Annotated in this window: 12 protein-coding genes; 6 read left to right on the top strand and 6 right to left on the bottom strand. The window is 69.5% G+C overall.

Features of this window, described 5'->3' with window-relative positions; translation table 11 throughout:
• The first annotated feature begins 144 nt into the window (after nt 1–144).
• Nucleotides 145–1,239: a substrate-binding domain-containing protein gene (locus M2317_RS07115; protein ID WP_429458663.1), complete on the top strand. Its 1,095-nt coding sequence runs from the start codon at nt 145–147 to the stop codon at nt 1,237–1,239.
• 27 nt (nt 1,240–1,266) lie between these two features.
• Here the strand turns inward: M2317_RS07115 and M2317_RS07110 are convergent, their stop codons facing one another.
• Nucleotides 1,267–2,121, bottom strand: a complete 855-nt coding sequence (locus M2317_RS07110) for a hypothetical protein (protein WP_429458661.1) — start codon at nt 2,119–2,121, stop codon at nt 1,267–1,269.
• A 10-nt stretch (nt 2,122–2,131) separates the two neighbouring features.
• On the bottom strand, nt 2,132–3,583 hold the full coding sequence (locus tag M2317_RS07105; protein ID WP_429458659.1) for a helix-turn-helix domain-containing protein: 1,452 nt from the start codon (nt 3,581–3,583) through the stop codon (nt 2,132–2,134).
• Between the two features lie 123 nt (nt 3,584–3,706).
• On the opposite strand from M2317_RS07105, the gene aceA reads away from it, so the two are divergent.
• The 5 genes from aceA (at nt 3,707) to M2317_RS07080 (ending at nt 9,091) form a co-directional block, all read left to right on the top strand.
• Nucleotides 3,707–5,044 carry an isocitrate lyase gene (gene aceA / locus M2317_RS07100; RefSeq protein WP_429458657.1) on the top strand — a complete coding sequence of 446 codons (1,338 nt, stop codon included), beginning with the start codon at nt 3,707–3,709 and terminating at the stop codon, nt 5,042–5,044.
• A 152-nt stretch (nt 5,045–5,196) separates the two neighbouring features.
• The gene (aceB, locus tag M2317_RS07095; RefSeq protein WP_429458655.1) at nt 5,197–6,846 is read left to right on the top strand and encodes a malate synthase A; all 1,650 of its coding nucleotides are present in this window, start codon (nt 5,197–5,199) and stop codon (nt 6,844–6,846) included.
• A 131-nt stretch (nt 6,847–6,977) separates the two neighbouring features.
• A complete protein-coding gene (locus tag M2317_RS07090; RefSeq protein ID WP_429458653.1) occupies nt 6,978–7,379 on the top strand; it encodes a hypothetical protein in 402 nt (133 codons plus the stop codon).
• Nucleotides 7,380–7,416: 37 nt separating this feature from the next.
• A complete protein-coding gene (locus tag M2317_RS07085) occupies nt 7,417–7,851 on the top strand; it encodes a hypothetical protein (RefSeq protein WP_429458651.1) in 435 nt (144 codons plus the stop codon).
• A gap of 37 nt (nt 7,852–7,888) precedes the next feature.
• The gene (locus M2317_RS07080; protein ID WP_429458650.1) at nt 7,889–9,091 is read left to right on the top strand and encodes a pyridoxal phosphate-dependent aminotransferase; all 1,203 of its coding nucleotides are present in this window, start codon (nt 7,889–7,891) and stop codon (nt 9,089–9,091) included.
• Between the two features lie 116 nt (nt 9,092–9,207).
• On the opposite strand, the gene M2317_RS07075 is transcribed toward M2317_RS07080, so the two are convergent.
• The 4 genes from M2317_RS07075 to M2317_RS07060 form a co-directional block, all read right to left on the bottom strand.
• Complete coding sequence (locus M2317_RS07075; protein WP_429458648.1) at nt 9,208–9,603, bottom strand: VOC family protein; 396 nt, start codon at nt 9,601–9,603, stop codon at nt 9,208–9,210.
• Nucleotides 9,604–9,775: 172 nt separating this feature from the next.
• The gene (locus M2317_RS07070; RefSeq protein ID WP_429458646.1) at nt 9,776–10,912 is read right to left on the bottom strand and encodes a UDP-N-acetylmuramate dehydrogenase; all 1,137 of its coding nucleotides are present in this window, start codon (nt 10,910–10,912) and stop codon (nt 9,776–9,778) included.
• Nucleotides 10,912–11,313 (bottom strand): MaoC/PaaZ C-terminal domain-containing protein, encoded by a 402-nt coding sequence (locus M2317_RS07065; protein ID WP_429458644.1) that lies wholly within the window; start codon nt 11,311–11,313, stop codon nt 10,912–10,914. The genes M2317_RS07070 and M2317_RS07065 overlap by 1 nt, the downstream gene beginning before the upstream one ends.
• Nucleotides 11,310–11,756, bottom strand: a complete 447-nt coding sequence (locus M2317_RS07060) for an FAS1-like dehydratase domain-containing protein (protein WP_429458642.1) — start codon at nt 11,754–11,756, stop codon at nt 11,310–11,312. The genes M2317_RS07065 and M2317_RS07060 overlap by 4 nt, the downstream gene beginning before the upstream one ends.

Here is an 11,756-nt window from a genome sequence, read left to right as displayed (position 1 = left end):
CGGAGATTAGCAATCTTTTTCGTACAGAACAAGATGGTTTTGGTTTTGTTATGTTCGGTTATGATCGTTTAAGGATCGCGGCGCCGGAATTCCGCCTGACGGACGCGGATGACGATAGAAAGAACTGGGGAGAGGCGAGGAAGCATGACCGACGACAACGTGCACGTCCTGCTGGCGGCGAAGCGCCGCGAGCACGTGCTCGACGCGCTCGCGCGCGACGGCGCGGTGCGCATCTCGCAGCTCGTCGACGATCTCGGAGTGACGCCGGTGACGCTGCGCCGCGACCTCGCGCAGATGGAGCGCGAAGGCGTGCTCGTCCGCGTGCACGGAGGCGCCGTGCCGTCGAAGGCGGCGGCTGCCGCGGCATCCGTTCCGAAGGAGCCAGAGGTCCGCACCATCGCAGTGCTCGTGCCGTCCCTGAACTACTACTGGCCCGGCGTCGTCCGCGGAATGGAGGCCGAGGCCCGCGCCCGTGGGTTGAAGGTGCTGCTGCGCGGCGCGTCCTACGAACTGCAGGACGAGCGCCCCGTGCTCGAACGGCTCGTGGCGAGCGAGGACATCGCAGGCCTCATCGTCGCGCCGAACACCGACACTCCGCATGCGAAGGACGTCGCACGCTGGCTGGACGAGTCAGGCATCCCGACCGTGCTCGTCGAGCGCGATGCGGTCTCCGCCGGAGGCGCGCCCGTCGAGTCCGTGACGACCGACCACGCGCTGGGTGCGATGCTCGCCGCCCGGCACTTGGCATCGCTCGGCCATCGTCGCGTGGGGCTCGTGCTGTCGCGCAATTCGCCGACGTCGCGCAAGATCGCGTCGGGCTGGCATCAGGCGGTGACGGACCTGAAGCTCGGGCCTGCGCGCCATGTCGAGACCGTGCTGCCCGATCGCTCGAGCCCCGACTTCACCGCAGAGGTCAACACAGCGCTGGACGCGATGATGGATGCCGGGATCACCGGGCTCCTGGTGCACTCCGACCCCGAGGCGATGGCGGTCGTCGATCTCGCCCTGAACCGCGGGATCTCGGTCCCCGAGGACCTGTCGATCATCGCCTACGACGACGAGGTCGCGCAGCTGTTCACCCCGGCGCTGACCGCTGTGAGCCCGCCGCGCGCTTCCGTCGGCCGCACGGCCGTCGACCTGCTGCTGCACCGGATGGGGAACCCCGATCGCCCGGTGCACCGGGTGCAGCTGAGCCCGCAGCTCAACGTCCGCGACAGCACGGCCGCTCCCCGCGCGTAGACGGAAGCACGACCAGGGCCGAGTGACCTACGCGTCCGCGGCCCGGCCGCGCGCGATGAGCACCGGTATACAGCCGCAGATCATGCTGAGGACCCCGGCGACGACGAGCACGACGCCCAGCGGCCAGAAGACCTCCAGCGAGACGTCGCCGTACGACAGCGCGTCGAGCGACCGCGCGACTCCATCGGGGAACTCCAGGATGCTGCCGCCGTCGCCGAACACCCACAGCACGATCCCGAGCGTCGTGGCCCCGAGGCCGACGAACACGAAGGCCGTCGCCGACGGGCCGGCCCGTCCATCGACGCGCTCGAGGTGGGAGCCTGCTGCGGCGATCCTCGGTGCCCGGATCGAGAGCACGGGCATCACGATGATCAGCACCACGCCGAGCGGGATGCACATGCCGATCACGTAGCCGGCCATCGGCACGAGGAACAGCTGCGCGACGACGCCCTCGCTCCACCAGTAGTGGAAGCCGCCGTTCTGGGCTCCGGATTCGGCGATCGTCTGCCGCACGGCGGGGAAGGCGACGGCGATCGCCTGGACGATGCCGATCGGAATCGCCACGAACACCGGAGCGACGAAGCACGCGGTGAGCATCCGCATGAGGACGTGGCCGATGGAGGGCGCACGCTTCCATGCCATCTCGAGCATGCACCAGCCGGCGTACAGGCCAGGGGCGATGACGGCGAGGTTGCCGCCGATTCCATCCCCGGACGCATCCGCCAGGGTGACGAGAACACCCCACACGCCGGCGACGATCGCAAGCGAGAGCACGATGAGGTCGACACCGCTGACGAGCGAACGCAGCTCCGTCCGCCATGAGTGATCGTCCGGCGGCGCCGCCGCTTCATCCGACATCTCATCCCCTCCGTCGAGCACCATCACCGCAAGGCTACCGAGGGGCGTGGGCCTCGAGGAACTCGTACACGTCCGTCGTGTCGACGCCGGGGAACGCCCCGGTGGGCAGGGTCGCGAGCAGAGTCCGCGGAGTCTTCACGTTCGGCCAGGACTGCTCCCGCCAGCGCTGCTCGAGCTCCGCGGGGGCCCTCCGGCAGCACACCTCGACCGAGTGCTTCGAGACGCCGCGATGCGGGGTGTCCCGCCCGACGAACCATTTCGTGTCGTCGAAGCGCACACCGACGCTGACCGAGTGCAGCCCTTCACTGGACGCCTCCACCCTGGCCGTGCACCAGTACGTCCCGTTACCGGTGTCGGTGTACTGGTAGTACGGGTTGAACCGGTCGTCCTCGTCGAAGACCACCCGGCTCGTCCACCGCCGGCAGCACATCTGCCCCTCGATCGCGCCGAGGCGATCGGTCGGGAAGTTCACGTCGTCGTTCTCGTACGCCTTCGTGATCGTGCCCGACTCGTGCACCTTGAGGAAGTGCACCGGGATGTCGAGGTGCCGCGTCGCGAGGTTCGTGAACCGGTGGGCCGCCGTCTCATACGACACCGAATAGGCATCCCTGAGGTCCTCGATCGAGATCTCCCGACGCGCCTTGGCCTCGCGCAGCGCGGGCACGACGTGCGCCTCGGGGATGAGCAGCGCCCCGGTCAGGTAGTTCGTCTCCACGCGCTGCCGCAGGAACTCCGCGTAGCTGCGGGGTTCGGCATGCCCGAGGATGCGGCTCGACAGCGCCTGCAGCACGGCCGTACGCGCATCGCCCTTGGCCTGCACCTGGCCGGACAGATAGAGCCGGCCGTTCGCGAGATCGGCGACGCTGCGGGTCGTCTGCGGAAGATCGGATGCGTAGTGCAGTGTGAATCCGAGGTGAGCCGCGATCTCGGACGCGGTGCGCTGCGTGAGGGGACCTCCTGGATGATCGACCGCCGCGAGGATCTCGGACGCCTTCGCCTCGAGTTCCGCGAAGTGGTTGTCCTGCCGGCGCATGAGGTGCCGCAGCTCGACGTTCGCACGTCGGGCCTCCTCCGGGGTCGCCGCACGCTCATCCCGGAGGCGGTCGATCTCGCCGTGCAGAGCGAGCAGCGCCTTCAGGGCATCCGTCGGAACGCTCTTGGCGATCCGGAACGGCTCGATCCCGAGCGCCTGGAACGTCTGCCCCTTCATCGCGCGCTCCAGGGAGATCTCCAGAGCGCTGCGCTCATCGAGCGGCTCGCCCTCGAGCAGCGCGTCGATGCCCGTCCCCAGCGCGCGGGCGATCGCCTGCAGCAGCGTGAGCTTCGGCTCGCGCTTGCCCGTCTCGATCATGGAGAGCTGGCTGGGGGCGCGGTCGACCGCTGCGGCGAGCGCCTCCAGGGTCATCCCGCGGGAGGCGCGCAGCTGCCGGATGCGCCGTCCGATGGTGAGGGCGTCGGTGTCTTCTTCGATCTGCGCCGGGGTCATGCCGGGATTCTGTCACGAAAACAGAAATACGGCCAAACTTCTCCTCCTCATCGGCCATCAGCATCCGAGATCTTCACGCAGAGTGGATGCCAAGCCACCCCGATCCAACGGAGGAGAGAGATCATGACGAACAACACCCCGACCGGACTGCGAGCCGGTGACCAGGTCCAGACCGCGGCCGAGCTCCAGGAGATCTGGGAGACCGACCCGCGCTGGGACGGCGTCGAGCGCACGTACAGCGCCGAGGACGTCATCCGCATCCGCGGCTCGGTCCGCGAGGAGGCCACGCTCGCCCACCGCGGAGCCGAGAACCTGTGGAATCTCCTGCACACCGAGGAGTACGTCCGGGCTCTCGGCGCGTACACCGGTGGCCAGGCCGTGCAGCAGGTGCGCGCAGGGCTCAAGGCGATCTACCTCTCCGGCTGGCAGGTCGCCGCCGATGGCAATCTCGCCGGCCAGACCTACCCCGACCAGTCGCTGTACCCGGCGAACTCGGTGCCGTCCGTCGTCCGTCGCATCAACAACGCGCTGCTGCGCCAGGACCAGCTCGAGCACGCCGAGGGCGAGCTCACGCAGGACTGGCTCGCCCCGATCGTCGCGGATGCCGAGGCCGGCTTCGGCGGGCCGCTGAATGCGTACGAGCTGGCGCAGTCGCTGATCCAGTCCGGTGCCGCCGGCATCCACTGGGAGGACCAGCTCGCGAGCGAGAAGAAGTGCGGACACCTCGGCGGGAAGGTGCTCGTGCCGACGCAGCAGCACATCCGCACGCTGAACGCGGCCCGCCTCGCGGCCGACGTGGCCGGGGTCCCCACCGTCATCATCGCCCGCACGGATGCCCTCGCCGCCGACCTGCTCACCAGCGACGTCGACGAGCGCGACCAGCCGTTCACCACCGGCGAGCGCACCAGCGAGGGGTTCTACCGGATCCGTCCAGGCCTCGAGTCGGTCATCAGCCGCGGACTCGCCTTCGCCCCGTACGCCGACCTGCTCTGGGTCGAGACGGGCGAGCCGGACATCGCGCTGGCCCGGTCGTTCGCCGAGGCGATCCACGCGCAGTTCCCCGGCAAGCTGCTGGCCTACAACTGCTCCCCCAGCTTCAACTGGCGCAAGCACCTGTCGGATGCCGAGATCGCCACGTTCCAGCAGGAACTGGCCGAGCTGGGTTACCGGTTCCAGTTCATCACGCTGGCTGGCTTCCACGCACTGAACCACTCCATGTTCGACCTCGCCCGCGGGTACGCCGAGCGCGCCATGAGCGCGTACGTGGACCTTCAGGAGGCCGAGTTCGCCGCCGAGGCATCCGGATACACCGCCACCAGGCACCAGCGCGAGGCCGGCACCGGATACTTCGACGTCATCTCGACCGCGCTCAACCCCGACAGCGCGACGCTCGCCCTCGCCGGCTCCACCGAGACGGCGCAATTCCACCCCACGCCCACTCAGGCCACCGCTTCGCGCTGACCTGAGCCTCCGGGCGCGGGGCCCCGCTTGCTTTGACGCCTCCTGCCTTCTCACGTCCCAGCCACCGCTTCGCGCTGACCTGAGCCTCCGGGCGCGGGGGCCCCGCTTGCACCAACGCCTCCCGGCTCTTCACGACCCAAAGGACACACATCATGACCATTCCCACCGCTCCCCCGACCGCCCCGACCGAGACCCTGCGGGGCCCCGCCATCCGGATCGACGGACCTCTGCGCGACCGCTACGACGAGATCCTCACACCGGAGGCTTTCGCGTTCCTCACCGAACTGCACCACCGGTTCGCGCACCGACGGCACGACCGGCTCGCCGACCGGATGCGGCGCCGCTTCGAGATCGGCAACGGCCACGACCCTCGGTTCCGCGACGACACCGCGCACATCCGCGAGGATGCCGAGTGGCAGGTCGCCGGCGCAGGACCGGGGCTCGAGGACCGCCGCGTCGAGATCACGGGTCCGACGGATCCGAAGATGACGATCAACGCCCTGAACTCCGGCGCGCGGGTCTGGCTCGCCGACCAGGAGGACGCCACCAGTCCCACCTGGGCGAACGTCATCGGCGGGCAGCTGTCGCTGCGCGATGCGATCCGCGGCGAGCTGAGCTACACGAGCGCCGAGGGCAAGGAGTACCGCGTCACCGCCGAACGCACGCCGACGATCGTCATGCGTCCTCGCGGCTGGCACCTCACCGAGAAGCACCTGACGTTCATCGATCGCTCGGGTCGGGCGATGGCGGCATCCGGTTCCCTCGTCGATTTCGGGCTGTACTTCCTGCACAACGCGCAGGCGCTGATCGACGCCGGGCGCGGACCGTACTTCTACCTCGCCAAGCTCGAATCCAGCGAGGAGGCGAAGCTGTGGGACGACATCTTCACGTTCGCGGAGGAGCACGCGCGTCTCCCGCACGGGACGATCCGCGCGACCGTCCTGATCGAGACGCTGCCGGCGGCGTTCGAGATGGACGAGATCCTGTTCGAACTGCGCGACCACTGCGCAGGCCTCAACGCCGGCCGCTGGGACTACATCTTCTCGATCATCAAGAACTACCGCGGGCGCGGGGCGCGGTTCGTCCTGCCCGACCGCAGCGAGGTCACGATGACCGTGCCGTTCATGCGGGCGTACACCGAGCTGCTGGTGCAGACGTGCCACCGCCGCGGCGCATTCGCGATCGGCGGCATGAGCGCCTTCATCCCGAACCGCCGCGACCCCGAGGTGACCGCCCGCGCGATCGAGAAGGTCTCCGCCGACAAGCGCCGCGAGGCCGGCGACGGGTTCGACGGCACGTGGGTCGCGCATCCGGATCTCATCCCGACCGCGCAGGCCGAGTTCGACGCTGTGCTCGGCGACCGCCCGAACCAGGTGGACCGGCAGCGCGACGACGTCGACGTGAGCCCTGCGGATCTGCTCGACCTGCACATCGGGCGCCCGATCACCGACCAGGGCGTGCGCGACAACGTCGCCGTCGCGATCCGCTACATCGAGGCGTGGCTGCGGGGCCTTGGTGCCGTCGCGATCGACAACCTGATGGAGGATGCCGCGACCGCGGAGATCTCCCGCTCGCAGGTGTGGCAGTGGATCCACCAGGGCCTCTCCACGGAAGAGGGCACGCCGATCACGGCGCAGTACGTCGAGTCGCTCATCTCCGACGTGCTCTCCGCGGTCGAACGCCGGGACGGCGATCGGTTCGATGACGCGGCCGATGTGTTCCGTGACGTCGCCCTCGGGACGGAGTTCCCGGCGTTCCTGACGCTGAGCGCGTACAACCGGTACCTCGTCGACACGGAGTGAGCTGGTCTGAGATCCCGTCGGCCGGACGCGTTCCCCGGATCGCGTCCGACCGGCGGGATCTCTCCGCCCCAGTGATGCGGCCTGTGGATAACTCCGCATGCCGGTCCCCCGCCCGGCGTACTGTCCCGACCATGTCCAGCTTCGCCATCGCCTATCGAGAAGCGTCCCGCGTGCGCCGCATCGTCTCGATCGCCCTCAGCATCCTGACCATCGTCCTGTCCACGGGCATTCTCGTGATCTTCATCACGCAGCCGGAGATCTTCCTCAGCGTCGGGATGTCCGGGCTCCCGCCGGTCGAGAGGATCATCATCGACGCGCGCGAGTATCTGCTCTTCCTGCCGATGATCGCGCTGGGTCTGCTGATCCGGATGCCGAAGCCGGCCTCCCCCGGCAGATCGCCGCTCACCTGGCCGCTGACGTTCGGCATCGTCGCCGCCGGGCTGTGCCTGGCGTCGTACGTGTACCCGCAGGCGGTGGTCCTGATCTCCGGCGCGTTGTTCCTCGTCGGCGTGCTGACGTCAGGGGCGGGGTGACCCGTGGATGCCGGCCGCTCCGGCTTACCCTGGAGGCATGACGGACACGTGGGAGGCCATCGCGGGCGAGTTCCTGCACAACAACGCCACGGGCGCGCGCCTCGTCGTCGTCGCCGGGGCCGAGCACGACCGTTCGCGACGCGCCGCCGATGCCCTCGCGACCGCGCTGGAGGCGCACGGCGAGAGCGTCGAACGCGCCGACACGCATGCGGTCGACCCCGCGCTGCTGCGCGAGCGGATCGTCGCCCCGTTCCGGGCGGATCGTGCACGCGACCGCGTCCTGGTGCTCTCCGGACCCGACCGGCTGCTGGCCGACGAGAACCGCGGGATGTGGCATTTCACGCTCTGGAACACCGCCGGGGACGAACCGACGCACCCGGATGCATCCTCCCTGGTCGATATGACCGACCCGACGGCTCCGTACCGGCGATATGGGGATTCGTGCGGAACCGCGGAGTGCTGCAGCGGCTGACGCGCACGGCTCCCCTCGCGCGAGTAGCATTCAAAGCGTGACCGAACGCGCTCCTCTCTCCCGCAAACTGTCCGCTATCGCCGAGTCCGCGACGCTCAAGGTGGATGCCAAGGCCAAGGCCCTGAAGGCCGAAGGCAAGCCGGTCATCTCCTACGCCGCCGGCGAACCGGACTTCGCGACGCCGCAGTTCATCGTGGATGCCGCGGCAGAGGCCCTGGCCGATCCGGCGAGCTACCGGTACACGCCCGCCCCCGGCCTTCCGGCGCTGCGCGAGGCGATCGCCGCGAAGACGCTGCGCGACTCGGGCCTTGCGGTCTCCCCCTCGCAGGTGATCGTGACCAACGGCGGCAAGCAGTCCGTGTACCAGGCCTTCCAGGCGGTCGTGAACCCCGGCGACGAGGTGCTGCTGCCCGCGCCGTACTGGACGACGTACCCCGAGGCGATCCGCCTCGCCGACGGCGTCCCCGTCGAGGTGTTCGCCGGGTCCGACCAGGACTACAAGGTCACCGTCGAGCAGCTGGAGGCGGCGCGCACCGAGCGCACCACCGTGCTGGTGTTCGTCTCGCCGTCGAACCCGACCGGCTCGGTCTACACGCCAGAGGAGACCAGGGCGATCGGCGAGTGGGCCGTCGAGCACGGCATCTGGATCATCTCGGACGAGATCTACCAGAACCTCACGTACGAAGGCGTGAAGGCCGTCTCGATCGTCGAGGCGGTGCCTGCGGCTGCGAACCAGACGATCCTCGTCAACGGCGTCGCGAAGACGTACGCGATGACCGGGTGGCGGGTGGGCTGGATGGTGGGCCCGGCCGACGCGATCAAGGTCGCGGGCAACCTGCAGTCGCACCTGTCCAGCAACGTGAACAACGTCGCGCAGAAGGGCGCGATCGCCGCGCTCACCGGTCCGCAGACCGAGGCGGAGCAGTTCCGCGAGGCGTTCGACCGCCGTCGCCGACTCATCGTGTCGGAGCTGTCGAAGATCGACGGCGTGAAGGTGCCGAACCCGCTCGGCGCGTTCTACGTCTACCCCGACGTGCAGGGTCTGCTCGGGCGGGCCTGGGGCGGCGTCACGCCCACGACCTCGCTCGAACTGGCCGACCTCATCCTCGAACAGGCCGAGGTCGCCGTGGTTCCGGGCGAGGCGTTCGGACCGTCCGGCTACCTGCGCCTGTCGTACGCGCTGGGCGACGACCAGCTGCTCGAGGGCGTGCAGCGCCTGCAGCGCCTGTTCGCCTCCTGAGGATCGTTTTCCGCCCCGAGACCTCTCGGTGACGGCGAGGCCCCGTCGTATTCGCGCGGAGACGACGGGGCCTCGCCATTCAGACGGGGTATCGGGGGCAGCGCCGCAACGGCGCGTCAGTCCTCGAACCCGATCAGCCAGCGGATGCCGTAGCGATCGACGACCTGGCCGTCATAGTCCCCCCAGGGACGCTTCTGGAGCGGATCCGCCACCGTCCCGTCCTCGGCGAGCGCGTCGAACCAGCGCGTGAGCTTCGCGGGCTCCGCCGCTCCGAGCAGCGAGAAGCTCGCGCCGACGATGTGCACGGCATCCTCATCGGGCCCAGCATCCGCGGCGAACAGCTGCACGGCGCCCGTGAGCATGCCGTGCGCGATCGCGTCATCCGGGCCGTCGACGCGGCTGAACTGCGCGTAGGTGAACGTCGTCAGCTCGCCGCCGAACACATCGCGGTAGAACGTCAGGGCCTCGCCTGCGTTGCCGGGGAAGAACAGGTACGGGACGAGTCCGGGCATGCACGTGAGCCTACGCCCTGCGCCGGACGGGCGGGGTACGCCGATCCGACCGCGAGACTTACCTTGCGGGCCGACCTTTGCCCTGCCAGGCCAAGTATCACCCCGCAAGTCAAGTCTCACGCCGCCGGTGGACGCCGCCGCACACCGTGGCCGGTGGACGCCGGTGGGTGCGTCAGATGTCGACGCCGACGAGCACGGGCTCCGGCTGCAGCAGCAGGCCGAACTCGGCGTGCACCCGACCCGAGATGTAGCGCGCGAGTTCGGCGATCTCCCCGGCCGTCGCCCCGCCGCGGTTGGTTAGCGCAAGAGCGTGCTTGGTCGACACTCCGGCGCGGGAGCGCGGCAACCGGAATCCCTTCGAGATCCCGGCGTGCTCGATGAGCCAGGCTGCCGACACCTTGACGTCGGTCGGCTGATGCGTCAGCGGCGGCACGTGCCCGTCGTATGCGCCGAGCGGAATGACCGTCACGGCATCCAGGTCGGGAGTCACGGGCCAGCGGGGGCACTCCGGCGGAAGCGCTCGCGCGACGGCCTCCGGCACGATCGCGTTCTGGAAGAACGACCCGGCGCTCGACGTGTCCGGGTCCTCCGGGTTCAGGAGCATGCCCTTCGCCGCACGCGTCTCGAGGATCCGCCCGCGCACCCACGCGAGCGGCACGGGCGCGTGGTCCTGCAGCGCGAGCGCGCGACGCAGCTGCTCGCCGCGGACGATGCGCCCGGCATCCCCCACATCGGCGAGATCCAGCGTGACCGAGAGGATGACCGCCCGGCGCAGCGGGGCTCCGCCGTAGTGGTGCTTGAGGACGGACGTGCGGAAACCGAGTCCGAGTTCGGATGCCGAGGCGACCGACACCTCGCCGGTGGCCTCGTCGATGAGCTCGACCTCGACGAGCGTCTCCTGGATCTCCTGCCCGTAGGCGCCGACGTTCTGCACGGGGGCAGCGCCGACGGTGCCCGGGATGCCGCTCATCGCCTCGATGCCGGCGAGGCCGTGCTCGACCGTGTACGCGACCAGCGCGTCCCAGTCGTGGCCGGCCTGCACGCGGACGCGGGCGCGGCCGGGGTGCGGCGACTCGAGTCGCTCGATGCCGGTGGTGAGCACGCGGATCACGGTGCCCTCGAACGGCTCGTCTCCGACGAACAGGTTGGACCCGCCGCCGAGCACGAACCACTCGTCACCGCGCGCCCACGTCTCGCGCAGCGCCTCGACCAGTTCGTCGGCGGTGCGCGCCTCGAGCATCCGCTCCGGTGCCGCGCCGGTGCGCAGCGTCGTGAGCTGCGAGAGCGCGATCGGTGAGACGTCGCGCATCAGATCGCGACGCGCAGCTGCGCCTTGCCGAGGACCGTGGTCTCGCCGAAGGTGACCTTGAGGTCGATGCGTGCGCTGGACTCGTCCACGGCACCCACTGTGGCGAGCACGTGCACGTCCGCTCCGTCCGCGCGGTCGACGACGACGGGCTTCGTGAACCGCACGCCGTACTCGGTGATCGTCGCGGCATCCCCGAGCGCCGACACCACGACGGAGGACGCGATGCCCATCGTCAGCATCCCGTGCGCGAGCACGCCGGGAAGACCGACCGACTCGGCGACATCGTCGCGGTAGTGGATCGGGTTGAAGTCGCCCGAGGCTCCCGCGTAGCGGACGAGCGATTCGCGGGTGAGGTGGATGTCGCGCTCGGCGATGACATCTCCGACAGTGAACGACATCATTCCCCCGCTCCGACCAGCAGCACGCTGGTCGCCGTGACGACGTGGGCGCCCTCGGCGTCCGTGATCTCGGCTTCACTGGTGATCATCGCGTTGCCGCCGACCGTGCGGATGCCGGTGACCTTCAGGCGTCCGCTCAGTTCGTCGCCGGCGACGATCGGACGGCTGTAGGCGAAGCGCTGCTCGGCGTGGATGGTCCGCGCCAGTTCGATGCCGGACCCCGGTTCGCTGAGCAGCTGCTGCAGCGTCTGGTCCTGGATGACCATCGCGAACGTCGGCGGTGCGACGACGTCGGCGTAGCCGAGCGCGCGAGCGGCATCCACATCGGTGTGCAGCGGAGCGTCGGCGAAGACGGCGCGGGCGAACTCGCGCACCTTCTCACGACCGACGAGGTACGGGGCCGTCGGCGGGAACTCCCGGCCGACAAGTTCGGTGTTGACTGGCAC

Origin of the sequence: Microbacterium sp. ZKA21 (assembly GCF_050434165.1) — a bacterium.
In the GTDB taxonomy this organism is placed as follows: Bacteria; Actinomycetota; Actinomycetes; order Actinomycetales; family Microbacteriaceae; genus Microbacterium.
This window is presented reverse-complemented; position numbering and strand designations above follow the sequence as displayed.

What these genes read in the sequence shown, in the direction of transcription:
- aceB (WP_429458655.1), top strand. Translation starts at nt 5,197, where the DNA reads ATGACCATTCCCACCGCTCCCCCGACCGCCCCGACCGAGACCCTGCGG.
- M2317_RS07105 (WP_429458659.1), bottom strand. Translation starts at nt 3,583, where the DNA reads ATGACCCCGGCGCAGATCGAAGAAGACACCGACGCCCTCACCATCGGA.
- M2317_RS07085 (WP_429458651.1), top strand. Translation starts at nt 7,417, where the DNA reads ATGACGGACACGTGGGAGGCCATCGCGGGCGAGTTCCTGCACAACAAC.
- M2317_RS07115 (WP_429458663.1), top strand. Translation starts at nt 145, where the DNA reads ATGACCGACGACAACGTGCACGTCCTGCTGGCGGCGAAGCGCCGCGAG.
- M2317_RS07110 (WP_429458661.1), bottom strand. Translation starts at nt 2,121, where the DNA reads ATGGTGCTCGACGGAGGGGATGAGATGTCGGATGAAGCGGCGGCGCCG.
- M2317_RS07070 (WP_429458646.1), bottom strand. Translation starts at nt 10,912, where the DNA reads ATGCGCGACGTCTCACCGATCGCGCTCTCGCAGCTCACGACGCTGCGC.
- M2317_RS07065 (WP_429458644.1), bottom strand. Translation starts at nt 11,313, where the DNA reads ATGATGTCGTTCACTGTCGGAGATGTCATCGCCGAGCGCGACATCCAC.
- M2317_RS07075 (WP_429458648.1), bottom strand. Translation starts at nt 9,603, where the DNA reads ATGCCCGGACTCGTCCCGTACCTGTTCTTCCCCGGCAACGCAGGCGAG.
- aceA (WP_429458657.1), top strand. Translation starts at nt 3,707, where the DNA reads ATGACGAACAACACCCCGACCGGACTGCGAGCCGGTGACCAGGTCCAG.
- M2317_RS07090 (WP_429458653.1), top strand. Translation starts at nt 6,978, where the DNA reads ATGTCCAGCTTCGCCATCGCCTATCGAGAAGCGTCCCGCGTGCGCCGC.